We start from the raw sequence: 22,734 nt of genomic DNA on the forward strand, positions 1-22,734 counted from the left end.
GCATGACAAGAAACATTATTAAAAAACAACGCTATACAACGGACTGACTACTTGATACGAAGGTTAACTACCAAACGTTCTTCTCGATAATGGGCTGGCTGTTTAAAACCCGCTCCCAACCCAAACGCTTCAAATTCAAACTTCTGTACTCACCGAACTCGATCAGTTCGGCAAGTCCACGACCCACTGCAGGTGATTGTTGCATGCCGTGACCACTGAAACCATTAGCAAAAACCATATTGTTTATGTCAGGGTGATAACCCAGGATGACGTTCTGGTCAAAAGTGCAATAATCATAATGACCGGCCCAGCTATGCTCACAGCGCAAGGCCTCGAAGGCAGGTACCCGATGCGCCAGGATTGGCCAAAGGAGCTCGTCAAACAACTGGTATTGCACATCAAAGTCAAAACATTCAGGATCCTGGTCTGCCGGTGGCTGGATACCGCAAATAAATCCCTCGCCTTCAGGGTGAAAATAAGCCCCGCTTGGATCAATCAACATAGGACAATCAGTGATTGTCTCAGGGCAGGTCACATAAAAAACACTGCGCTTGCGGGATTCTATGGGCAATTCAATGCCAGCCTGGCTTGCAAGTTTCATGGCACCGGTACCCGCAGCATTCACAAAAGTACCGCAAGCAATCTTCTCGCCATTATTCAGGGTTACGGCGCTGATGCGGGCGCCTTCCCGATGTACCTGCACGACTTCATTTTCAGTGTAAATAACCCCTTGCGACATGGCCTTGCGACGAAAAGCCCGCATCATGCCATAGGCATCCAGCCAGCCCTCTCCTTTAAGACCCAATGAGCCACCAGCCAGGTCAGACACATTCAGCCAGGGGTATTTGGCCTGCAACTCCTGGTCTGACAGCAAGGCGATTTGTGCCCCCAAAGAGCATTGCAATAGGTTGTTTTCTTTTAAGGTTGCGTAGCCCTCAGGGGTAGACAGAAACAGGTAGCCCGCTTCATGAAAATTCACGTCAGGCCGATCACCGTTCACCTCCAGGGTTTGGCCAATTCCATACAGAAATTGGCTGCCAAACTGAGACATCTGGATATTCTCAATCGTGGAAAACTGATGCCTTATGGATGCCGCTGACAAGGCAGTTGCACACTTCTGGTAAGACGCATCTTTTTCAATGACCAGAATGGAACCTTTAAACGACCCGGAGGCGCTTAAGAAATAAGCCAGGGCGCTTCCTGTTGCCGCACCACCAGCGATCACCACATCAAAACAATTATTCATGCAACGTCTCATTACAAGTGACAGAACAGACCATAAATTCTCATAAGAAAAATTTGACGTCAATCATTATTTACACCTAATTCTTTAAAATCAAAATGAAAAAATAATTTTTTCATTTAATATCAATAATTTATTTATATTTTTATATGTTAATTATTTTTTTAACAGACAAAAAAAGAGGTGATAATGTCGATTTTTTTTATTTCCTATCAGGAAAATAAAAATAAAAAATTGAAAATCAAAAAACCAGAGGCCTCAAAATAAACCTATAATTCATTGATATTAAACAAAATATTTCGCATATTAACAATAGAACTTTAAGGGAAAACCCTCCTGTATTATTTTATTTTCTCATAAGAAATTTTTTGACTTTACGAAAAGCAATTGTTAATCTATTTGTACTGACCGGCCTTGCCTGTCTTGCCATTTTCTCGCATCCCTGCCCGGCAGGGTCATTTAAAACGCTGTTCTTACCCTGATGATTCAAAAAGGAAACCAGCCATGAGTTCAGTTCAGGAACTACTCGTCTCTTTAGGCGTCAACCCTGCCTCCTTTCAGGCAGGTAGCCTGAAAGTTTATTCTCCCATTGATGGCGCCTCTATCGCCGATGTCGTTGAACAGTCTTCCGCAGAAGTCAATGCCGCTATTGATCGGGCCCATGAGGCTTACACGCAGTGGCGCCAAGTCCCGGCCCCAAGACGCGGGGAACTGATTCGTCTGCTTGGCGAAGAATTACGTGCCAACAAAGAAGCGCTGGGACGGCTGGTTTCCATTGAAGCAGGCAAAATCATTGCCGAGGGCCAGGGTGAAGTCCAGGAAATGATTGATATCTGTGACTTTGCAGTGGGCCTGTCCCGCCAGCTGTACGGCCTGACCATTGCCTCGGAACGCCCGGGACACCGCATGATGGAAACCTGGCATCCACTGGGTGTTGTTGGCGTGATTACCGCCTTCAACTTCCCGGTTGCCGTCTGGTCATGGAATACCGCCCTGGCCTTGGTCTGCGGTAATGCCGTGATCTGGAAACCATCAGAAAAAACACCGCTTACCGCCCTGGCTACCCAAGCCCTGCTGGAACGCGCCCTGAAAAAGTTTGGCGATGCACCAGAACACTTGTCGCAACTGCTCATTGGCCAGCGGGAAACCGGTGAAATCCTGGTTAACAGTCCCAAGGTTGCCCTGGTTTCCGCCACCGGCTCTACCCGCATGGGCCGCGAAGTAGGTCCTAAAGTGGCCGCACGCTTTGGTCGCTGCATTCTTGAGCTGGGTGGCAACAATGCCATTATCGTTAGCGAAACCGCAGACCTGGACATGGCCGTGCATGGCATCGTCTTTGGCGCAGTAGGTACCGCAGGACAACGCTGCACCAGCACCCGTCGCCTGATCGTTCACGCCAGCATTGTCAATACACTTGCAGAACGCCTGAAAAAAGCCTATCGCACCTTGCCCATTGGCAATCCGCTTGAGGCCGGTACCCTGGTAGGTCCCCTGATTGACAAGGCTGCTTTTGATGCGATGCAAAGCGCACTGGAAAAAGCGGTTGAACAAAAAGGACTTGTCACCGGTGGCAAGCGCGTCTTGCAGGACAAGCTCCCGAATGCCTACTATGTAGAGCCTGCCCTGGTCGAAATGCCGGCACAAACCGATGTGGTACGCCATGAAACTTTTGCGCCCATCCTTTACATCATGACCTACAACAACTTTGAAGAGGCCTTGGCCCTGCAAAACGAAGTCCCCCAAGGCCTGTCTTCCGCCATTTTCACCACCAACCTGCTGGAAGCCGAATATTTCATGTCTGCGGCAGGATCCGACTGCGGCATTGCCAATGTGAATATTGGTACATCAGGCGCAGAAATTGGCGGTGCCTTTGGCGGTGAAAAAGAAACCGGTGGTGGCCGCGAATCCGGCTCGGACGCCTGGAAAGGCTATATGCGCAGGGCTACCAATACCATCAACTACTCACGTGAATTGCCACTGGCACAGGGCGTGAAATTTGGTGACGATTAACGCCACGCTGAACATTTTCCCTCTGACGATGGGCAAGTCCCCGTTCAATTGATGAAAAGGTCTGATTATGTCTAACGCTTTTACTTTTGCAGCACCATTCAAGGAAATCAAGGGTTCTCCCATCAGGGAATTGTTCAAATACCTGTCCACGCCCGGCATGATTTCATTCGCCGGTGGCTACCCGGCCCCTGAACTGTTTGATATTGAAGGGTTGCAAGCCTCGATTGCCGCCCAATCGGCTACCCTGCAGGAAACCATGTCTTACGGCTCTACCGAAGGACTGCCAGCCCTGCGCGAAATATTGGCCACCCTTTCCACACAGCGGGGCATCCAGGCCACCAAAGATGACATCCTGGTCACCAGCGGCTCGCAACAAGCCTATGAACTGCTGGTACGGGCCCTGATCGCACCAGGCGATACCGCATTGGTAGAACGCCCCGCCTACCCTGCCGCCATTCAGGGCCTGCGTCTGGCCGGCGCCAACATTGTGACTGTCGGGGTAGAAGAAGACGGGACCAATCTTGATGAACTGGCCCAGGCCCTGCAGCAGCACCGGCCCAAATTTTTTTACTGCGTACCCACTTTTGCCAATCCAAGCGGCATTACCCTGTCACTGGAAAAACGCAAGAAACTGCTGGCACTGCTGGCCACCACCAACTGCCTGCTAATTGAAGACGATCCTTATGGCCAGCTTCGATTTAGTGGGCAGGCCTTACCCACCCTGGCCGAACTGGCCCGTTCAACCCCGGCACAAGACCAGGTCATTTACCTGTCCAGCCTGTCCAAAACCGTAGCCCCTGGCTTACGCATTGGCTGGATGATCACCCACCCCGAGATTTTGCGCCGCTGCGTGCTGGCCAAGCAGGTTGATGACATGTGTTCGGCACCGTTCATGCAGGCGGTCGCCGCCCATTACCTGAACTCGGGACGCTATGCCCGGCACTTGCCTTATATTATCGGCACCTACCGGCAGCGCGCGCAATGCATGCTAGATGCCTTTTCGACCGACTTTAACGGCCAACTGAAACTGGTCCGCCCCGAAGGCGGGATGTTCATCTGGGGTTACCTGCCCGCTGACATCAATGCTACCAGGCTCCTGCCACTGGCCATTGATGAAAAGGTCATGTTTGTGCCCGGCAGCGGTTTTTATGCCGACAAACCCGATGAAAACGCATTCCGCCTGTCGTTTGCAATGAGTAATGAAGCGCAAATCACCGAAGGCGTTACCCGGTTCAAAAAAGCGCTTGACCGTTATTGATGAGGGCTGCTTTTCACCAGCGCCTCCAGACGGCTGGCATCAAAATCCGGATGGATAGGCTCGGGCTCCACCATTTTCCGGCTTGCTTTGGCTGACAATTCATTGAAGCGCTCAACCTTGCCAATCAAGCCTTGCCGGCCGGCCAACGAGCCCACAACCGCGTTGTAATGCGTGCCAACCGTGTTCAGGGTTCCACCCAGCCGGGCAAGGTGCTCGGCCACCCGCACCACCTGATTATAAATGTCGGTGGCACGGTCACCAATTTGAGCGGCCTGCTCATTGCTGCGCGCCATCATCCACAAATAGGAAACCGTTCTTAAAATGGGCATCAGGGTGGTATGTGACACCAATACCACCCCTTTTTCATAGCCGTACTGGAACAAGTTGGACGGATGCCGCAGTGCTTCTATGTAAGCGGCCTCGACAGGCATGAACATCAGCACAAAGCCCGGACTGTGCATACCTTGCAAATTGCTGTAATTCTTGTCAGACAACTGGTCTATGTGATTCCTGACGGCCTTGGCATGGGCATCCAGGGCCACCTGCACTGCACCTTCTTGGACTGCATTAACCGCCTGCTGATAGTCATTCAGGGAAACCTTGCTATCAATAATCATGTGCTTGCCATCGGGCAGGTAAAGCACGAAATCGGGTAGCTGGCTTTGGCCTGCCTCATTACGAAAATGGGCCTGGGCCTGAAAATGCTCTCCCTTGACCAGGCCCGCCATTTCAAGCGCCCGTTCAAGCTGCATTTCCCCCCAGTTGCCCAAGGTTTTTTTATCCCCTTTCAGAGCACGGGCCAGGGCATCGGCATCCTGGGTCATTTTCATGCCAACATCAAACATCTGCCTTATTTGCGATTGCAGCAGCGATTGTCCCTGCACCGACTGATCATGCACCTCGTTGATCCTGCTCTGAAAGCGATCAATCTGCTCGCGAAATGGCTTAAGCAAGCTTTCCATCGAAAGCTGGCTATTGCGGGAAAACGCCTGTTCTTTTTCATTAAAAATGCGTTCAGCCAGGTTCTGGAACTCGATCGCTAATTGTGCCTTGGACTGGGCAAAATCCTGGCGCAATTCATCCAGGCTTTGCTGCTTGTACTGCAATGCCGACTGCTGGGTCGCCTGTTTTTTTTCCAGCTCGGCCAACGTTGCCTGCAAAGCCTGCAATTGTGATTCACGCGCCTGCAACTGCCCGCGAAAATCCCCCGCCCATTGCTGAAGATGATTTTTTTCCGCCAAGGCCGCAGCCAACTCATTGCCCAAGGCATCTTTGCGGGCATCCAGGATACGGTAATCATCCTGCAATTCATCGTACTGCTGTGCCTGCAATTCCAGCGAAGCCGTGCGGTCAGCCAGTGCCTGCTCAAGCACCGCAATACGGGCCCGGCTGCCAGCCTGCCGGGAATACAGGAAAAGGGCACAGAGTAAAATGCCAAAAACACCGCCAGCCAGCGCAGCAAGCCATATCTGGGGAGAAGAAAGCAGCATCTGAAGAAATTCGTTCATGCTTTAAGATTATGTCGGGAAAACACAATCTTATACCAAATGCAGCTCCCATCCATTCAGAACACCAGGCTACTACCAACATCCCTGCGCCTTCGGCAAAACAAACAGGCAAGTAGCACAAGGTAAAAGTGGGGAAATCCAGTTCAACCGGGTACTACAAAAGAAAATGGCCGGCATATTCGCAAACATGCCGGCCATCACATCAAGAAGATAAATTAAAACGCAGGAACAATCGCGCCTTTATATTTTTCTGCAATGAATGCTTTCACATCATCGCTTTGCAATGCTTTCATCAACTTGGTAATTTCAGCTGATTTTTCCTTTTCAGGAATTGTAGACACCAGGTTGGCATATGGTGACTGCTGATCTTCAATAAACAGGGCATCCTGTGTCGGATTCAGGCCGGCTTCCAGTGCATAGTTGGTATTGATCAATGCAATATCCACGTCTTCCAGCACGCGAGGCAAAGTAGCCGCTTCCAGTTCCTTGAACTTCAGGTTTTTGGGGTTCTCGACAATATCACGTGAAGTAGCCAGCAAATTGCTGGGGTCTTTCAGTTTGATCAGGTCCTGTTGCTGCAACAAGAGCAAGGCACGTGCACCGTTAGAGGGATCGTTGGGAATGGCAACCAAGGCTCCATCTTTAAGCTCGCCGGTAGCCTTGATTTTTTTGGAGTAGGCACCAAAAGGTTCTACGTGTACCAGGCCAACCGATACCAGATTGGTTCCCTTCTCTTTATTGAAAGTATCCAGATAAGGTTTGTGCTGGAAAAAGTTGGCGTCCAGCTGTTTGTCGGCAACCTGCTGGTTGGGCTGCACATAATCGGTAAATACCTTGATTTCAAGATCAATGCCTTCCTTGGCCAATACGGGCTTGATGTGCTCAAGAATCTCGGCATGCGGAACCGGGGTTGCCGCAATGCTTAATTTTTCATTGGCAGCTGCACTGTTAAGCCCCACCACACTTGATGCCAATACCAGACCTGCCAGGATTTTTTTAATCTGCATAAGATGCTCCAATACTATTTTCTATTAAATTTAACTACCAATCGATCGCCCAGCATCTGAACAAGCTGAACCATCACTATCAACACCACTACCGTTACAATCATGACCTCGGACTGGTACCGTTGGTACCCGAACCGGATGGCCACATCGCCCAATCCACCGCCACCAATCACACCAGACATGGCAGAATAACCGATCAATGTAATCGCTGTCACCACAACCGCACTTATAATTCCTGTTGTTGCCTCGGGCAATAAGGCCCACATGACGGTTTGCCTTGAATTGGCACCCATGGCATTACAGGCTTCATTAATGCCCGGATCTATTTCACGCAAGACATTTTCCACCAACCGCGCAAAAAAAGGCGCGGCGCCAACCACCAACGGAGGAATCGCTCCGCCCACCCCTAGGGCACTGCCCATAATAAAACGGGTAAAGGGTATAAGCACAATCAGCAGAATTAAAAACGGCACTGACCGCAATACATTCACGATCAGGGACAACACCTGATACACCACCTTGTTTTCAAGCAACTGGCGTTCACTGCTCAGGTACAGATACACACCCAGTGGCAAGCCGATAATAACCGTCCACAACAAAGACCATCCGGCCATCAGCAAGGTATCAATCGTGGCTTCGCCAATCAATGGCCAATCTACTCTATCCCAGTTCATGGTTTCAATACCTCATATTCAACATTTTGCCGTTTGAAAAAGGCCGCCAATGGAGCATACTGTTTTTCATCGCTGTCCACCGCCAGCACCAGTTGGCCATATGGCGTATCCTTGATTTTACCAACAGCACCCTGCAGGATACTCAGGTTGACATTCAATTCACGGCTCACCTGGCTTAACAATGGCTGGGCGGTTGCATTGCCCCGGTAGGTAAGGCGGATAATCCGTCCTTGCACCCCTTCCACCAGTTCACGCCAGCTATTGGCATCCACCCCGCTTTCAGACAGCAAGGCCGTCGTCGTTTCATGCTGCGGGTGCAGGAAAACATCCAGCACCTCCCCCATTTCCGCTATTTTTCCACCATCAATAATCGCTACCTGGTCACAAATGGACCGAATGACATCCATGCCATGGGTAATAAGCACAATCGTAATGCCCAGGCGTTTATTGATATCCGCCAACAAGCCAAGTATGGATTGGGTTGTTTCTGGGTCAAGGGCGCTGGTGGCCTCATCGCACAATAACAATTCAGGTTTGTTAGCCAAAGCCCTGGCAATACCCACCCTTTGCTGCTGGCCGCCCGACAATTGGCGGGGATATTTATGTATGTGGTCAGTCAGGCCCACCAGGTTCAGCAACTCGATTGCCCGCTCATGGCGCTCTTTTTTTGACATGCCGGCAAGGCGCAAAGGAAAACAGACATTATCAAGCACCGTCCGGGAAGTCAGGAGATTAAAATGCTGGAACACCATGCCGATTTTCTGGCGTACCTTCCTGAGCTCGGCCTCTGATATGACGGTAATGTCCCGTTCATTAATGAACGCCCTACCCTGTGTTGGTTTTTCCAACAGGTTCAGCATGCGGATAAGCGTGCTTTTACCAGCGCCAGAGCGGCCGATAATCCCAAAAATCTTACCCTTTTCAATTTGCAGGTCTATGCCCGACAATGCGTGAAGGGTTTTATCTTTGCTTGTGTAGGTTTTATGAATATTCTCTAAGCGGATCAACGCATTTCTCAATCATGTACGTTTTTATGAATGCCATTTTATATGACTGCGCAATATTTGTTTTTATTTACTTATTCTTTATGGTTATAAAAATAACATTCAGCCAAAACGATAAATTAATCACAGGCAATACTCGCCACCGAAACCGATAATATAACGGTTTTCATGAATCATGTTAAACATTCCAAACAAACCCGCATGGATATCACGTTTGAGAGGATTTATGCTGCATGACGGGAAAACGCAAAGGCAGCAGAGAAGAAAAAAAGACAAAAAAATACCGTGCCACAGGCACGGTATTTTTTGATCTCTTACTGATGGTGGGTGCTACAGGGGTCGAACCTGTGACCTACGCCTTGTAAGGGCGCCGCTCTACCAACTGAGCTAAGCACCCATCTAGTAAACTTTGTTCGCTAGGAAAGCGACTATTTTATTGCAATGCGATCTCTACGTCAACACCTGCAGGCAGGTCTAGTCGCATTAATGCATCAACTGTTTTGTCTGTTGGATCTACAATATCCATCAAACGTTGATGAGTACGAATCTCGAACTGGTCACGGGAAGTTTTGTTCACGTGTGGAGAACGCAATACGTCAAAACGTTTGATACGTGTTGGCAGTGGAACTGGACCACGAACAACCGCGCCTGTGCGCTTGGCTGTATCAACGATTTCAGCTGCTGATTGATCGATCAGTTTGTAGTCAAAAGCTTTCAAACGGATACGGATTTTTTGGTTTTTCATTGTATTTCCCAAAGAACAATATAAAGAACAAATTGCCTTGCCCACAGGACAAGGCAATTGAGCATTGTAGCATTAATTACTTAATGCCACACGCATATAATGCATTAAGCAGCGATTTTTGCAACAACGCCCGCACCAACAGTACGGCCGCCTTCACGGATCGCAAAACGCAGACCTTCTTCCATCGCGATAGGCGCAATCAGCTCAACGTCCATAGAAACGTTGTCGCCTGGCAGAACCATTTCTTTGTCAGCTGGCAAAGTGATGGTACCGGTTACGTCAGTCGTACGGAAGTAGAACTGAGGACGGTAGCCTTGGAAGAATGGTGTATGACGGCCACCCTCTTCTTTAGACAGAATATAGACCTCTGCAGAGAATTTGGTGTGTGGCTTGATTGAGCCGGGTTTGGCCAATACCTGACCACGCTCAACGTCTTCACGTTTAGTACCGCGCAGCAACAGACCGACGTTATCACCAGCCTGACCTTCGTCCAGCAATTTGCGGAACATTTCAACGCCGGTACATGTGGTTTTGACGGTGTCGCGGATACCCACGATTTCAATCTCTTCGCCCACTTTAATGATACCGCGCTCGATACGGCCGGTTACCACGGTACCACGACCAGAAATAGAGAACACGTCTTCAACAGGCATCAGGAATGTACCGTCAACAGCACGCTCTGGTGTTGGGATGTAAGAATCCAGTGCTTTAGCCAGTTCCAGAATAGCTTGTTTGCCCAATGGGCCTTCGTCGCCTTCCAGGGCCAGTTTGGCTGAACCTTTGATAACAGGTGTGTCGTCACCGGGGAAGTCGTATTTAGACAGCAGTTCGCGAACTTCCATCTCGACCAGTTCCAGCAACTCTTCGTCGTCAACCATGTCTGCCTTGTTCAGGAAAACGATGATGTAAGGAACACCCACCTGACGTGACAACAGGATGTGTTCACGAGTTTGTGGCATTGGGCCGTCAGCAGCGGAACAAACCAGGATCGCGCCGTCCATCTGGGCAGCACCGGTGATCATGTTTTTAACATAGTCAGCGTGTCCTGGGCAGTCAACGTGTGCGTAGTGGCGTTCTGCGGTTTCGTATTCAACGTGTGAAGTGTTGATGGTAATACCGCGTGCTTTTTCTTCGGGAGCCGCGTCAATTTGTGAGTAGTCTTTCGCTTCACCACCGAACTCTTTTGCCAGAACGGTACAAATTGCCGCTGTCAATGTTGTTTTACCGTGATCCACGTGACCAATCGTACCTACGTTTACGTGCGGTTTGGTACGTTCAAACTTACCTTTTGCCATGATCTATTTATCCAATAAACTGATATTTGAATGAGATTGAATTGTCCGACCTGGAATAATACTATTCCTTGGCCGGACGCTTAAAAATTACTACTTGCTACGTGCGCTGATAACTTCATCAGCGACGTTTTTCGGAGCTTCAGCGTATTGCTTGAATTCCATTGTATAAGTTGCACGACCTTGTGTCTGAGAACGCAAGCTGGTTGCATAACCAAACATTTCAGCCAGAGGTACTTCAGCCTTGATGACTTTACCGCCACCAATGATATCGTCCATACCCTGAACCATACCACGGCGAGATGACAAGTCACCCATCACGGTACCGGCATAGTCTTCTGGTGTTTCCACTTCAACGGCCATCATAGGCTCAAGCAGCACAGGCTGCGCACGGCGCATACCTTCTTTAAATGCCATTGAACCAGCCATACGGAAGGCGTTTTCGTTAGAGTCAACGTCGTGGTATGAACCGAAGAACAGGGTTACTTTAACATCAACAACCGGGTAACCGGCAACGACACCGGCACTCAGGGTTTCCTGAATACCTTTATCAACCGCGGGAATGAATTCACGTGGAACCACACCACCTTTAATCGCATCAACGAATTCGTAACCTGCGCCACCGGGTTCCAATGGCTCAAGTTTCAGAACAACGTGACCGTACTGACCACGACCGCCTGACTGTTTAACGAACTTGCCTTCCACTTCTTCGCAAACCTTGCGAATGGTTTCACGGTAAGCAACCTGTGGCTTGCCAACGTTGGCTTCAACGTTGAACTCACGCTTCATGCGGTCAACCAGCACTTCAAGGTGGAGCTCGCCCATACCTGAAATAATGGTTTGGCCTGACTCTTCATCACTGCGAACGCGGAATGAAGGATCTTCCTGAGCCAGACGGGACAGGGCAATACCCATTTTTTCCTGGTCGGCTTTGGTTTTTGGCTCAACAGCCTGTGAAATAACGGGCTCTGGGAATACCATGCGTTCAAGCACGATATGATCACCAACGTCACACAGGGTTTCACCGGTAGTTACGTCTTTCAGACCCACCACAGCGGCGATGTCACCTGCCAACACTTCCTTGATCTCTTCACGGTTGTTCGCATGCATTTGCAGGATACGGCCAACACGTTCTTTTTTGCCTTTAACCGAGTTAAAGACGGTTTCGCCTGAATTCAATACACCTGAATACACGCGAACGAAAGTCAGCTGACCGACAAACGGGTCTGTCATCAGTTTAAATGCCAGCGCAGAGAATTTCTCTTTGTCATCGGCTTTACGATGAATAATATTGCCTTCATCATCTTCACCCTGGACAGGAGGAATATCAACAGGAGATGGCATGAAATCAACCACTGCATCAAGCATGCGCTGAACACCTTTGTTTTTAAAGGCAGTACCGCACAGCATTGGCTGGATTTCACAAGCAATCGTACGGATACGGATTGCCTTGATGATATCTTCTTCGCTCAGATCACCTTCTTCAAGGTATTTGTTCATGAGCTCTTCAGAAGCTTCAGCTGCTGTTTCAACCAGCTTTTCACGCCATTCATTGGCTTGATCAGCCAGCTCTGCAGGGATATCGATGTAATCGAATTTGGTGCCCTGACTTGCCTCATCCCAGATGATCGCTTTCATTTTGATCAGGTCAACCACACCTTTGAACTGGTCTTCAGCACCGATCGGGATAACGACAGGCACGGGATTCGCACGCAGACGGGTTTTCAGTTGATCGTACACTTTGAAAAAGTTTGCACCGGTACGGTCCATCTTATTGACGAAAGCCAAACGGGGGACACCGTATTTATTTGCCTGACGCCATACGGTTTCAGACTGTGGCTGCACACCACCCACAGCACAATAAACCATACATGCACCGTCAAGAACACGCATTGAACGCTCTACCTCGATGGTAAAGTCAACGTGTCCGGGGGTGTCAATAATGTTAATACGGTGCTCAGGATAGTTACCAGCCATACCACGCCAGAATGCCGTTGTCGCAGCAGACGTAATGGTAATACCGCGTTCCTGCTCTTGTTCCATCCAGTCCATGGTGGCTGTACCCTCATGGGTCTCACCAATTTTGTGATTAACGCCGGTATAAAACAGAATACGTTCTGTTGTCGTTGTTTTACCAGCGTCAATGTGAGCGGAAATACCAATATTACGGTAACGTTCGATGGGGGTTTTGCGGGCCATTGTAGTGTCCTTAAATTACCAGCGGAAATGGGAGAAGGCTTTGTTGGCCTCTGCCATTCTGTGAGTGTCTTCACGTTTTTTCATTGCAGCGCCGCGACCTTCTGCGGCATCCATCAATTCACCGGCCAAACGCAAATCCATAGATTTTTCACCACGTTTTTTGGCAGCTTCGCGCAACCAGCGCATGGCAAGCGCCAAACGGCGAACCGGACGCACTTCGACAGGAACCTGGTAGTTGGCTCCGCCTACGCGACGGCTTTTAACTTCGACAATAGGTTTAATGTTGTTGATGGCCAGATTAAAAACTTCGATAGGGTCTTTACCCGTTTTAGTCTGTACCTGGGTTAGCGCACCATAAACGATACGCTCAGCAACTGCTTTCTTGCCTGAAAGCATAACAACGTTCATGAATTTGGCGAGATCTACGCTACCGAATTTTGGATCTGGCAGGATCTCACGTTTGGGAACTTCGCGACGACGAGGCATCTTACTTCCTTTGTGACTGTTTCAGTTGAACCACTTTCGTGGCCGTGGCTGGCTATTTAGAACTCAGCCCCTTACATACCGCAGTAAATTTTTCTCACGCAGCTGCGGCTGCACGCTTACCACCGTTTGGCAGGAAGCATTGATTCAAACCAGCTTAAGCTTTCTTAGGACGCTTGGCACCGTATTTGGAACGAGACTGTTTGCGATCTTTAACGCCTTGCAAGTCAAGGGAACCGCGAACGATGTGATAACGCACACCTGGCAAGTCTTTTACACGACCGCCGCGCACGAGCACGACAGAGTGTTCTTGCAAGTTGTGGCCTTCACCACCGATATACGAAATGACTTCGAAACCGTTGGTTAAGCGAACTTTAGCTACTTTACGCATAGCTGAGTTAGGTTTTTTAGGTGTTGTTGTGTAAACACGGGTACAAACACCACGGCGTTGTGGGCAGTTTTCAAGCGCAGGGCTTTTACTGTTCACGCGGCTAGTTTCGCGCGGGTTGCGCACGAGTTGACTAATAGTAGGCATGACCTTGCTTGTCCTATTAATGTACAAAAAATGTACTGGATTTATATATATCGTCTGTTTAACGTACTGACTTTAATGTACGCCACGCTTACGAAAGATTGACATGCGTGATTGCAGATCAAGACTATTCTAAGCTAGGAATTGGTTGTTATATCGCCCGAATAGCCAACTTGCCCGCAAAAGTTTTACAACTTGCAGATAAGCAACCACAAAGAGCAATAGATTAACCATGGCTTTGTTAAGCTTTACGATTAACATTTAACCATATACCAACTGGCTTACACCCACAAAAATTATGGATTTAGACCAATTAGCCCGTCACGATACCACATTTACCAAAAAAAAGTCAAGAACAACACCACGCATTAATTTTTTTGACATAAACCACACATTTATGCCAAGCACTCATTACAAGTCGAGCACTGTTACAGAATGTCAAGGATTGTCAATCAGGTTTCGTTAAATTGAGAAACATTCCTATTCCTGCTATCGTTAATTCAAAACATTAACAACGTATTAACGATGATTATTTACAATACAACCGCAATAATATTTATTAATTTTATTAAAGTTATGGTAAATAATTGATACGATTGTAAACAATTAGTGCCGTTGACATAATTTTATAAGAGATTTATTCAATGATCATTGCTTCTCTAGAAGACGATCCGCTACAAGCACAATATATCGCACACACATTAAGTAATGCCGGCTTTCAATGCAAAAATTTCACGACAGGCAAAGAATTGCTTGTAGCCCTGAAAAAAGCGGAAAAGCTTGATCTCTTGCTACTGGATTGGGAATTGCCCGACATTTCAGGCAAAGATATTGTCATATGGATACGTGCCAACCTGGGTAACCAATTGCCCGTCATCTTCGTGACCAACCGCAACCAGGACCAGGACTTGGTTCATGGACTCGATGCCGGTGCCGACGATTTTCTTGCCAAGCCCTTCAAGGCTCCTGAACTCATTGCCCGCATCAAGGCCCTGCTACGCCGGAACAATGCCGAAAGCTCCTTAAGCATCATAAAACTTGAGCCTTATCAGCTAAACCCGCAATCACGCGAAGCTACCCTGCACGGGGAACCTGTTCAATTGGCCCCCAAAGAATTTGATCTTGCCTATCTTTTTTTTGGCAATATCGGACGCCTTTTCTCACGGGACGCGCTTAGCACCGCCATCTGGAACCGGGAAATTCCGGCAACTTCACGCACCCTCGACACCCACCTGTCAAACATTCGCCAGAAACTGCAAATCAATCCGGATAATGGCGTTCGCATCGTGTCGTCATATGCACTGGGCTATCGGATGGAGTTAATCAAAAACGCTCCGGACAACCTCCCGGACCCCAAAAGCTAAAAGACAAAATACCATCATGAAAACCAAAGCGTTCATCCTCTTCTTGCTTTTAAATATTGCCCCGTTGCTCATAATTAACGTCAAGGCACAGCCTTCCGGAGCACATGAAGACAATTTCCTGTATCAAATCAAAGAAGGAGACACGCTTTCTTCCTTGTCTGAAACCTTTACAAGCAAACCGTCAAACTGGCAAGCCATCAAGAAAGCCAACCGTATTGCCAATACCCGTAAAATCCCGACGGGTACCATGCTAAAAATCCCCTTCATTCTTATTGATGAGGTCCCTGACGAAGCTAAAATCATTTACCTGACCGGAGACGTACTCATCAATAACACGCCTGCCAGTAAAAAACACCTTATCGTCGAGAATGATACCATTACAACCGGTGCACAAAGCAACGTCACTGTTGAGCTTTCCGATGAAAGCAAAGTACAAATCCCCCCAGACAGCGTAGTACTGGTCAAGCGTTTACGAAAATTCCGGGGCACCGGCCTGATCGATTCAATTTTCGATATTCAAACCGGAAAGCTGGCCGCCCATGCTTCTCCCCAAAAAACTGGCGTCGGCCGTTTTGAGATTCGCACACCAGTCAGCATTACAGGCGTGAGAGGCACGGTGGTTCGTGCCGAAGCAGCTGGTCAAAACGGCTCATCAAGCGAACTGCTACAAGGCAATGCTGCCTTTATTGCCGCTGAATCGCGCCATCAACTAATCGACCTCGATGCCAATCAGGGTATTACGGCCACCGCCCAAGGAAAAGCCGGCGACATTATTGAATTATTGCCACCACCGGAAATCAGCCTGAACCAAACCAGTCCCTTCGAATTCAGGGTAAACATCAAGCCGGTTTCTGGTGCCTCCGCCTATCTGGTACGTGTATCCAATGACATTTCCGGCTATGACGTTCTGTTTACCGATACCATCAAAAAACCTGAGGCCAGCGTTACCGGGCCAGGCAAAGGCACTTATTATGTATCCGTCCGTTCTATAGATAGCAACCAACTGGCCGGTGCCGATGCTGTACAGCCCTTTACCATCACAGCAACAGGCATTATGACTGAAACCGGTGTTTCAATAATCACGCAATCCGGTCCCTTGCTGCAAATGCAATACTGATGCCGGCAAGAAAAGTGATTGAATAAAATATGCAGCATATTAAAAAGCGTTATAACAATGAATGGCTGCTGATCAGCCTTTTTGTGTTGGCCGTCACTGCCTTGCTTTCAATTAACAAAGGCTTGCCCCTGGTCTATAATCGCATTTACGATTTTTCCATACGGCTTACCCAGGACAAACCCGCCTCCGAAGAAATCGTTATCATTGCTATTGATGATAAAAGTATTGCCGATCTCGGGCCCTGGCCCTGGCGACGTTCCACACATGCCAACCTGCTTGACTCCCTGCAACAAAGCAAATCAGTCGCCTTCGATCTCTTATTCATGGACACACTACCTGAATATGCAGCTGATGATGCTATTTTTGCTGATGCGATTCGCAATCATGGACGCGTGATTCTGGCCAATTATTTCCCTGATTCAACCAACAAGTCGAACAACCCAGAGCCCAAATTCGTAGAAGCAGCCCGCGACTTGGGGTTTATCAATATAAATATTGACCCCGATGGACTCGTACGGCGGATGTTCCTGCAAAAAGAGCAGGCAGATGGAACATTGGCTAACCATTTGACCCTGGCCATGTTAAGTGTTGCCAATGAGCAAGACTTGATTAAACAAACCCTGCAACGAGCAAAAGACCCGGATCTGGGTATTCCATTTACCGGCATACCCGGTAATTTTAAAATGGTGTCCTATTCAGATGTCTTGCATAAACGCATTCCCGCTTCCTTTTTCAAGGACAAATACGTTTTAATCGGGGTCTGGGGCAGCGGGCTGGGTGACCAGTTCCCCACCCCAATCTCATCCCAAAACCTGCATATGTCCGGTGTGGAAATACTGGCCAATAGCCTGCAGGCAAGCCTTGACCAAACCTGGATCAAAAGAGCCAGCCCCACTTTTTCCTTGCTGTGCTGCCTGCTACCAGTGCTTGTGTTATGTTTTTTCATGAAAAGATCATCACCACGTACCACCCTGCTGCTTAGTCTCCTGACCATTGCCCTTATTCTCCTGATACATAGCTTCCTCATGTATCAATTTGGCTTATGGTATAACCCCCTGCCTTCCATAGTGGGTATCTTGATGTTATACCCGCTCTGGAGCTGGCGGACACAGGAAATTGCGCTTTATCAAATGCGCCGTGAAATTGCCGAGCTTAACGAAAAGGAGCCCCTGTTTAAAACCGAGATTAAAAACAGGCCAATTATCCATTACAACAGATCCCTCAATGACCGGCTTGCGGAATTCAGGGGCATTATGGAACAGGTTCGCAGTTTGCGACAGTTCATTATGGACGGCATCAATCGCATGCCTGATGCCATCGCCGTTTTCAATCTGGAGCATCGGTTGCAATTCACGACCGATACCACTAAAAACTATATGCACAAGGTAGGCGCCAAGATACCTGAAAAAAACCAGGCGCTGGCACAGTTTCTGGTTCCCGTCATAGCCGACCAGGAACAAAGAGCTGAAATCCTTACGGAAATCAGCCATATCAGTACCGGCAAAGAACAACCGTCAAGCATACTGGAAGCACTCAGGAATAATGGCGTTGAAATCAAAGATTGTATTGAGCAAAACTTGCTGCTGAAATATGTCAACACTTATTCAGGCAGTGGTGAACATATCGGCTATATCCTGAGCCTTAACAATATCACCGCGATCCGCGAAGCCGAACGCAAGCGCGAAGAAACACTGCGTTTTCTTTCACACGACATGCGATCCCCGCAAAGCTCTATCCAGGCATTAATTGAGTTGCAAAAAAATCCGCAATCCGCACTGCCCGAGGATGAGTTTTTTCAACGCATCCATCATCTTTCCGGCCGGACACTGAAGCTGGTTGACGACTTTCTGCAATTGACCCGTGCCGAATCGATGACACTGAACCTGGCGCCCATCAACCTGACAGAACTACTGGAACATATCATCCATGAATACTGGGCGATCAGCCAGAAGCGTAATATCAATATTATCAGTGATTTCGGTAACCAGCTTGCCTTTACCAAAGGTGACTATGTCCTTTTGTCACGCTGTTTTGTGAACCTGATTGATAATGCTTTCAAATACAGCCCGGACAACACTACCATCCATTGCTCAATCCAACGCCAAAGCAATTATTGGCAGATTCGAATCATGGATCAGGGCATTGGAATTGCTGAAAAAAACCATGCCACGATTTTCAAGTCATTTTTTCGTGTCCCGGGTCCTGACATTCAGATTAAGGGCATAGGTCTGGGACTGTCTTTTGTGAAAACCGTCATCAAGCGTCATGGTGGCCAGATTCACGTTGAAAGTGAACCTGGCAATGGAGCGACATTTATTATTAATTTGCCACTGGACGAATCCGAAGAATCTGTTTAGCCTTTTCAATTACGGGCATATCCACCATCTTGCCATCCAGCTTGAAAGCGGCAAGACCAGTTTCTTTGGCCATTTCCAGTACGCGTGCGGCCCAAGCCTTTTCTTCTTCAGTGGGCTCAAAAACCTCGTGAATAATAGCCACTTGGGAAGGATGAATGCACAATACACCGGCATAGCCCATGCCCTTGGCAAAAGAAACCGACTTGGCCAGACCCTGGGTATTGGCAATATCCGGAAATACGCCGTCCAAAGGAGGCAAAATACCAGCGGCACGGCTCTGGATGGAAATCTGGCAACGCACGTGATCCAGCAAGGCACGGGCACCTTCAGAATCGTCGTCCATGTTCAGGTCCAAGGTGAGGTCCAAGGCACCAAATGATACCCGGGCCACACCAGGGGTGCGGCATAATTCAGCCAGATTGGCAATTCCCAGGGCACTTTCAACAATTGGGTATACCGGTTTGCCAGCGCGGGCCGCCAATTCAATCTGACGTGAATTTTCGGCTTTGGGCAGCATGACACCGGTGATATTGTCAACCCGACCGCACATGGCAATATCCGCATCAAACCATTCCGCTTTAGCATCATTGACACGAACCAGGAAACGGGTTTCCGGATTGGCCCTGGCAAAGGCCTCAAAGTTTTCCCGGGCGCTGTCCTTGGCGCTGAATTCGACCGCATCCTCAAGGTCGACAATCACGCAATCGGCACCACTTTGCAACGCCTTGGGAATCCGGTCAACCCGTGTTGCGGGTACAAACAATGCTGATCTTGATAAACTCATTACACAACTCCCTGTTCACGCCAGCCAGCGATGGTTTGGGCATCATAACCCAGTTCCTGCAGGATTTTTTCAGAATGCTCACCCAGGGCTGGCACTGCATCAATCCGATATTCATAGGCATTATTTACACCGGGTGGCAACAAGGTAGGCAACTTGCCTACCGGACTATCCATTTCACGCCAGCGATTGCGTGACTTCAATTGCTCATGCTCCCAAACCCCTTTCATGTCATTGACGGAAGCATTGGCAATTTTAGCGGTTTCCAGCAATTCAATCACTTGCTGTTTGCTCATGCCCGCAAAGGTATCAACAATAATCTGCTTCAAGGCATCACGGTTGGCTGTTCGCAAGGTATTGTTGGCAAAGCGTTCGTCAGAGGCCAGCTCTGGTTTACCCAGCACCTGCTCGCAAAACACTTTCCATTCACGCTCGTTTTGCAAGCCCAGCATGATGGTCTGGCCGCCCCCGGTAGGGAACGGGCCATAGGGATAAATAACGGCATGTGCCGCCCCTGCACGCACCGGTGGCTCCTGGCCCTCAAACGCGTAGTACAGCGGGAAATTCATCCACTCGACCATACTTTCCAGCATCGAAATATCAATACGGCTGCCTTTGCCGGTTTTGCCGCGCAACAACAACGCAGACAGGATATTAGTATACGCATACATGCCGGCAGCAATATCGGCAATCGAACACCCTGCCTTGGCCATATCATCCTTGGAACCGGTCACCGATACAAAACCGCTTTCGCTTTGAATCAGCAGGTCATAGGCTTTTTTCTTCTCATAAGGACCGCCCTCGCCATAGCCGGAAATATCACACACGATCAATTGCGGATATTTTTCGTGCAAGGCGTCAAATGACATGCCCAGGCGAGCTGCCGCACCGGGCGCCAGGTTTTGCACCAACACATCCACCTGCGGCAACAGTTTTGCCAGTACGTCCTGCGCGGCGTCATCTTTCAAATCCAGCGTCAGGCTTTCTTTTGAACGGTTGGTCCAGACAAAATGGGACGCCATGCCCCGGACCCGCTCATCATAATTGCGAGCAAAATCACCTACACCCGGGCGCTCCACCTTAATCACCCGGGCGCCCAGATCCGCCAGTTGACGGGTACAAAATGGGGCCGCAATGGCATGCTCAAAACTTAATACGGTGATACCTTCAAGAGGTCTAACACTCATTTCGTTATTTCCTTAGATAATTTTATTTATTTGAAAAGCACTTCGCCAAGTTGGGCAACCGTACCGTCCTGCTGTGCCCACACAGCGGCCTTGCCATCTTCTTTGATGACCCCTTCCGCCCTGAACGGTGCTGGACTGATCAAGGGACGCGCACCACGGTAAGAAAAGCCGGTCACCGTTTTATCCGGATTGGCATCGGTAAATGCACGCAGCACGCAAGTGGCAATCAGGGGGCCATGCACCACCAGGCCGGGGTATCCCTCGACCTCGGTCACATAGGGATAGTCATAATGAATGCGGTGGCCATTGAAAGTGACTGCTGAATACCTGAACAGCATGGTACTGGTGGGCACGATCTCGTTGGACCATTGAGCCGCTTCGGCTTCAGGCGTGCCTGACAGTTTTGGTGGGCTGGGCTCACGGTAAACAATATCCTGTTCTTCTGAAATGCACAATTCATTGTTCTGGGTGTAATCGTGCTTGACTGTCACAAACAGCAGCTTGCCGGTTGAACCGCTTTTTTCCTTGATCGCCGTAATGGTAGAGGTACGGGTTGCGTCCTGGCCCACCAGCAGTGGCCTGATAAACTGGACACGGCCACCGGCCCACATGCGGTTGCGGTTGTCTGCTGGCGGCAAGAATCCACCCCGCTGCGGATGTCCGTCAACACCCAGCTCATCCAATGGCAATGGATCCACGAACAGCGCCCACTGCCACAAATGTGGCAAAGCCTGGCCATCTTCAGGCACCGGCGCATTCAGGCTAAGGGCAATTTTCTTGACATGGGCCGGGTTGATAAACTCGCCATAACTTTCCTGACGGCCCAGCCAATCATTTAAATTCACACCATTCTGTTCATTACTCATTTCAGTCTCACATTTACGCTTAAATATCAGTAATTGCCAAGCATGCCCCAGAAACGCGCAAATGTGAATTCTTAAAACCGAAAAGGGGGGTTTTCAGAAAGATAAGGCGCCTGGCACTAGCCAGCGACTTTACCAGCCTTACTCTCTTCTTCCTCGACATCTTCGCACATCAGCTGTACCAGGTCCTGGGCAAAAGGCGGCAGTTTGTCAAGATTGCGTACGCAAACATGCAGCTGCCTGAAAGCCCAGGAATCGGTAAGGCGAATGATTTTGACCGGCATGGTTACCGCATAACGGTAAGCCGCTGTTTCGGGAATCACGCCGATACCCACCTGGGCCGCCACCATCCTGCAGACCGCCTCAAAGCCACCCACTTCCACCCGGAATTTCAGGGGTACACCCAGCATATCAGCGGCATTACGCAAAAATGCATGGATAGCACTCCATTCAGACAGGCCTACATAATCATAAGACAGGGTATCGGCAAAGGTGATCTGGTCAAGTCCGGCCAGCGGATGGTTCTGGTGCGTGACCAGCACCAGATTATCAGAGCGGTAAGGCATAAAAGTCAGGCCATCGGCTACCGTGTTCTCTGAGGGCTCGACACCGGCCACTACACCGACATCGGCCATCCCTTCGGCCACCGCCTGCACGATACGGTAACTTAAGCGCTCACGCAGCTCGATGCTGACATCGGGATGACGCGCCAGGTATTTGCCCAGAATGGCCGGCATGAATTCATTCATGGCCGTGGTATTGGCATACACCCTGACCTTACCCTTGATACCTTGCGCAAATTCACTGATATCCCCCCGCAGGTGCTCCAGTTGGCGCATGACAATGTGCGCATGACGCACGAAGGCCTCACCCGATGGCGTAAGCGTTACGCCCTGGCTATTCCGGTAAAGCAAGGCCGTCCCCAGACTGTTTTCCAGATTTTTGATCCGGTTACTGGCTGCCGGCAATGACAGAAAAGATCGTTCTGCGCCTTTTGTCAGGCTATTAACCTCACTGATATTCACCATCAACTGCATATCCGTCAGGTCAAAATGCATTGCCATTTTTCAGCTCCTTAATAATTTGCAAAGCCATACTTAATAAAACATC

Annotated in this window: 19 protein-coding genes and 1 tRNA gene; 5 read left to right on the forward strand and 15 right to left on the reverse strand. The window is 49.1% G+C overall.

Annotated elements, in window-relative coordinates; translation table 11 throughout:
- Positions 1 to 67: 67 nt before the first annotated feature.
- Positions 68 to 1,246, reverse strand: a complete 1,179-nt coding sequence (locus ACM5Q9_RS06610; RefSeq protein ID WP_418143942.1) for an NAD(P)/FAD-dependent oxidoreductase — start codon at positions 1,244 to 1,246, stop codon at positions 68 to 70.
- Positions 1,247 to 1,747: 501 nt separating this feature from the next.
- On the opposite strand from ACM5Q9_RS06610, the gene ACM5Q9_RS06615 reads away from it, so the two are divergent.
- Positions 1,748 to 3,253 (forward strand): aldehyde dehydrogenase family protein, encoded by a 1,506-nt coding sequence (locus tag ACM5Q9_RS06615; protein WP_418143943.1) that lies wholly within the window; start codon positions 1,748 to 1,750, stop codon positions 3,251 to 3,253.
- 67 nt (positions 3,254 to 3,320) lie between these two features.
- A complete protein-coding gene (locus tag ACM5Q9_RS06620; RefSeq protein WP_418143944.1) occupies positions 3,321 to 4,511 on the forward strand; it encodes a PLP-dependent aminotransferase family protein in 1,191 nt (396 codons plus the stop codon).
- Here ACM5Q9_RS06620 and rmuC read toward each other — a convergent pair.
- From rmuC to rpsL, 10 genes are all read right to left on the reverse strand, one after another.
- Entirely contained in the window at positions 4,505 to 6,019 is a 1,515-nt protein-coding gene (rmuC, locus tag ACM5Q9_RS06625) for a DNA recombination protein RmuC (RefSeq protein WP_418143945.1), read from the reverse strand. The two genes, ACM5Q9_RS06620 and rmuC, sit on opposite strands and share 7 nt — an antisense overlap.
- A 215-nt stretch (positions 6,020 to 6,234) precedes the next feature.
- Positions 6,235 to 7,026 (reverse strand): MetQ/NlpA family ABC transporter substrate-binding protein, encoded by a 792-nt coding sequence (locus tag ACM5Q9_RS06630; RefSeq protein WP_418143946.1) that lies wholly within the window; start codon positions 7,024 to 7,026, stop codon positions 6,235 to 6,237.
- 14 nt (positions 7,027 to 7,040) lie between these two features.
- Positions 7,041 to 7,700: a methionine ABC transporter permease gene (locus ACM5Q9_RS06635; protein ID WP_418143947.1), complete on the reverse strand. Its 660-nt coding sequence runs from the start codon at positions 7,698 to 7,700 to the stop codon at positions 7,041 to 7,043.
- On the reverse strand, positions 7,697 to 8,707 hold the full coding sequence (locus ACM5Q9_RS06640) for a methionine ABC transporter ATP-binding protein (protein WP_418143948.1): 1,011 nt from the start codon (positions 8,705 to 8,707) through the stop codon (positions 7,697 to 7,699). Before ACM5Q9_RS06640 ends, ACM5Q9_RS06635 begins: the two co-directional genes overlap by 4 nt.
- 318 nt (positions 8,708 to 9,025) lie before the next feature.
- Positions 9,026 to 9,101: transfer RNA gene (locus ACM5Q9_RS06645), tRNA-Val, on the reverse strand.
- 36 nt (positions 9,102 to 9,137) lie between these two features.
- Positions 9,138 to 9,449, reverse strand: a complete 312-nt coding sequence (gene rpsJ / locus ACM5Q9_RS06650; RefSeq protein WP_200239219.1) for a 30S ribosomal protein S10 — start codon at positions 9,447 to 9,449, stop codon at positions 9,138 to 9,140.
- Positions 9,450 to 9,553: 104 nt separating this feature from the next.
- Positions 9,554 to 10,744: an elongation factor Tu gene (gene tuf / locus ACM5Q9_RS06655; protein ID WP_418143949.1), complete on the reverse strand. Its 1,191-nt coding sequence runs from the start codon at positions 10,742 to 10,744 to the stop codon at positions 9,554 to 9,556.
- 90 nt (positions 10,745 to 10,834) lie between these two features.
- On the reverse strand, positions 10,835 to 12,940 hold the full coding sequence (gene fusA / locus ACM5Q9_RS06660; protein ID WP_418143950.1) for an elongation factor G: 2,106 nt from the start codon (positions 12,938 to 12,940) through the stop codon (positions 10,835 to 10,837).
- Positions 12,941 to 12,955: 15 nt separating this feature from the next.
- A complete protein-coding gene (rpsG, locus tag ACM5Q9_RS06665; RefSeq protein WP_418143951.1) occupies positions 12,956 to 13,426 on the reverse strand; it encodes a 30S ribosomal protein S7 in 471 nt (156 codons plus the stop codon).
- Positions 13,427 to 13,580: 154 nt separating this feature from the next.
- Positions 13,581 to 13,958, reverse strand: coding sequence for a 30S ribosomal protein S12 (gene rpsL / locus ACM5Q9_RS06670; RefSeq protein ID WP_418143952.1), 378 nt, complete (start codon positions 13,956 to 13,958; stop codon positions 13,581 to 13,583).
- A 641-nt stretch (positions 13,959 to 14,599) separates the two neighbouring features.
- Here rpsL and ACM5Q9_RS06675 point away from each other — a divergent pair.
- From ACM5Q9_RS06675 to ACM5Q9_RS06685, 3 genes are read left to right on the forward strand one after another with little or no spacing between them, the layout of a single operon-like run.
- Complete coding sequence (locus tag ACM5Q9_RS06675; protein WP_418143953.1) at positions 14,600 to 15,319, forward strand: response regulator transcription factor; 720 nt, start codon at positions 14,600 to 14,602, stop codon at positions 15,317 to 15,319.
- A 16-nt stretch (positions 15,320 to 15,335) separates the two neighbouring features.
- Complete coding sequence (locus ACM5Q9_RS06680; RefSeq protein ID WP_418143954.1) at positions 15,336 to 16,436, forward strand: FecR domain-containing protein; 1,101 nt, start codon at positions 15,336 to 15,338, stop codon at positions 16,434 to 16,436.
- 29 nt (positions 16,437 to 16,465) lie between these two features.
- Complete coding sequence (locus tag ACM5Q9_RS06685; protein WP_418143955.1) at positions 16,466 to 18,793, forward strand: CHASE2 domain-containing protein; 2,328 nt, start codon at positions 16,466 to 16,468, stop codon at positions 18,791 to 18,793.
- On the opposite strand, the gene ACM5Q9_RS06690 is transcribed toward ACM5Q9_RS06685, so the two are convergent.
- The 4 genes from ACM5Q9_RS06690 to ACM5Q9_RS06705 form a co-directional block, all read right to left on the reverse strand.
- Positions 18,756 to 19,577 carry an HpcH/HpaI aldolase/citrate lyase family protein gene (locus tag ACM5Q9_RS06690; protein ID WP_418143956.1) on the reverse strand — a complete coding sequence of 274 codons (822 nt, stop codon included), beginning with the start codon at positions 19,575 to 19,577 and terminating at the stop codon, positions 18,756 to 18,758. The two genes, ACM5Q9_RS06685 and ACM5Q9_RS06690, sit on opposite strands and share 38 nt — an antisense overlap.
- A complete protein-coding gene (locus tag ACM5Q9_RS06695; RefSeq protein WP_418143957.1) occupies positions 19,577 to 20,761 on the reverse strand; it encodes a CaiB/BaiF CoA transferase family protein in 1,185 nt (394 codons plus the stop codon). Before ACM5Q9_RS06695 ends, ACM5Q9_RS06690 begins: the two co-directional genes overlap by 1 nt.
- Positions 20,762 to 20,787: 26 nt before the next feature.
- Entirely contained in the window at positions 20,788 to 21,627 is an 840-nt protein-coding gene (locus ACM5Q9_RS06700) for an FAS1-like dehydratase domain-containing protein (protein ID WP_418143958.1), read from the reverse strand.
- 116 nt (positions 21,628 to 21,743) lie between these two features.
- The gene (locus ACM5Q9_RS06705; protein ID WP_418143959.1) at positions 21,744 to 22,688 is read right to left on the reverse strand and encodes a LysR substrate-binding domain-containing protein; all 945 of its coding nucleotides are present in this window, start codon (positions 22,686 to 22,688) and stop codon (positions 21,744 to 21,746) included.
- Positions 22,689 to 22,734 lie beyond the last annotated feature (46 nt).

Source organism: Advenella sp. RU8, assembly GCF_048381675.1.
Lineage (GTDB): Bacteria > Pseudomonadota > Gammaproteobacteria > Burkholderiales > Burkholderiaceae_B > Advenella.

What these genes read in the sequence shown, in the direction of transcription:
- ACM5Q9_RS06695 (WP_418143957.1), bottom strand. Translation starts at nt 20,761, where the DNA reads ATGAGTGTTAGACCTCTTGAAGGTATCACCGTATTAAGTTTTGAGCAT.
- ACM5Q9_RS06700 (WP_418143958.1), bottom strand. Translation starts at nt 21,627, where the DNA reads ATGAGTAATGAACAGAATGGTGTGAATTTAAATGATTGGCTGGGCCGT.
- rpsJ (WP_200239219.1), bottom strand. Translation starts at nt 9,449, where the DNA reads ATGAAAAACCAAAAAATCCGTATCCGTTTGAAAGCTTTTGACTACAAA.
- ACM5Q9_RS06675 (WP_418143953.1), top strand. Translation starts at nt 14,600, where the DNA reads ATGATCATTGCTTCTCTAGAAGACGATCCGCTACAAGCACAATATATC.
- tuf (WP_418143949.1), bottom strand. Translation starts at nt 10,744, where the DNA reads ATGGCAAAAGGTAAGTTTGAACGTACCAAACCGCACGTAAACGTAGGT.
- ACM5Q9_RS06610 (WP_418143942.1), bottom strand. Translation starts at nt 1,246, where the DNA reads ATGAATAATTGTTTTGATGTGGTGATCGCTGGTGGTGCGGCAACAGGA.
- ACM5Q9_RS06685 (WP_418143955.1), top strand. Translation starts at nt 16,466, where the DNA reads ATGCAGCATATTAAAAAGCGTTATAACAATGAATGGCTGCTGATCAGC.
- ACM5Q9_RS06615 (WP_418143943.1), top strand. Translation starts at nt 1,748, where the DNA reads ATGAGTTCAGTTCAGGAACTACTCGTCTCTTTAGGCGTCAACCCTGCC.
- ACM5Q9_RS06630 (WP_418143946.1), bottom strand. Translation starts at nt 7,026, where the DNA reads ATGCAGATTAAAAAAATCCTGGCAGGTCTGGTATTGGCATCAAGTGTG.
- rmuC (WP_418143945.1), bottom strand. Translation starts at nt 6,019, where the DNA reads ATGAACGAATTTCTTCAGATGCTGCTTTCTTCTCCCCAGATATGGCTT.
- ACM5Q9_RS06705 (WP_418143959.1), bottom strand. Translation starts at nt 22,688, where the DNA reads ATGGCAATGCATTTTGACCTGACGGATATGCAGTTGATGGTGAATATC.
- ACM5Q9_RS06635 (WP_418143947.1), bottom strand. Translation starts at nt 7,700, where the DNA reads ATGAACTGGGATAGAGTAGATTGGCCATTGATTGGCGAAGCCACGATT.
- ACM5Q9_RS06690 (WP_418143956.1), bottom strand. Translation starts at nt 19,577, where the DNA reads ATGAGTTTATCAAGATCAGCATTGTTTGTACCCGCAACACGGGTTGAC.
- fusA (WP_418143950.1), bottom strand. Translation starts at nt 12,940, where the DNA reads ATGGCCCGCAAAACCCCCATCGAACGTTACCGTAATATTGGTATTTCC.
- rpsL (WP_418143952.1), bottom strand. Translation starts at nt 13,958, where the DNA reads ATGCCTACTATTAGTCAACTCGTGCGCAACCCGCGCGAAACTAGCCGC.
- rpsG (WP_418143951.1), bottom strand. Translation starts at nt 13,426, where the DNA reads ATGCCTCGTCGTCGCGAAGTTCCCAAACGTGAGATCCTGCCAGATCCA.
- ACM5Q9_RS06620 (WP_418143944.1), top strand. Translation starts at nt 3,321, where the DNA reads ATGTCTAACGCTTTTACTTTTGCAGCACCATTCAAGGAAATCAAGGGT.
- ACM5Q9_RS06680 (WP_418143954.1), top strand. Translation starts at nt 15,336, where the DNA reads ATGAAAACCAAAGCGTTCATCCTCTTCTTGCTTTTAAATATTGCCCCG.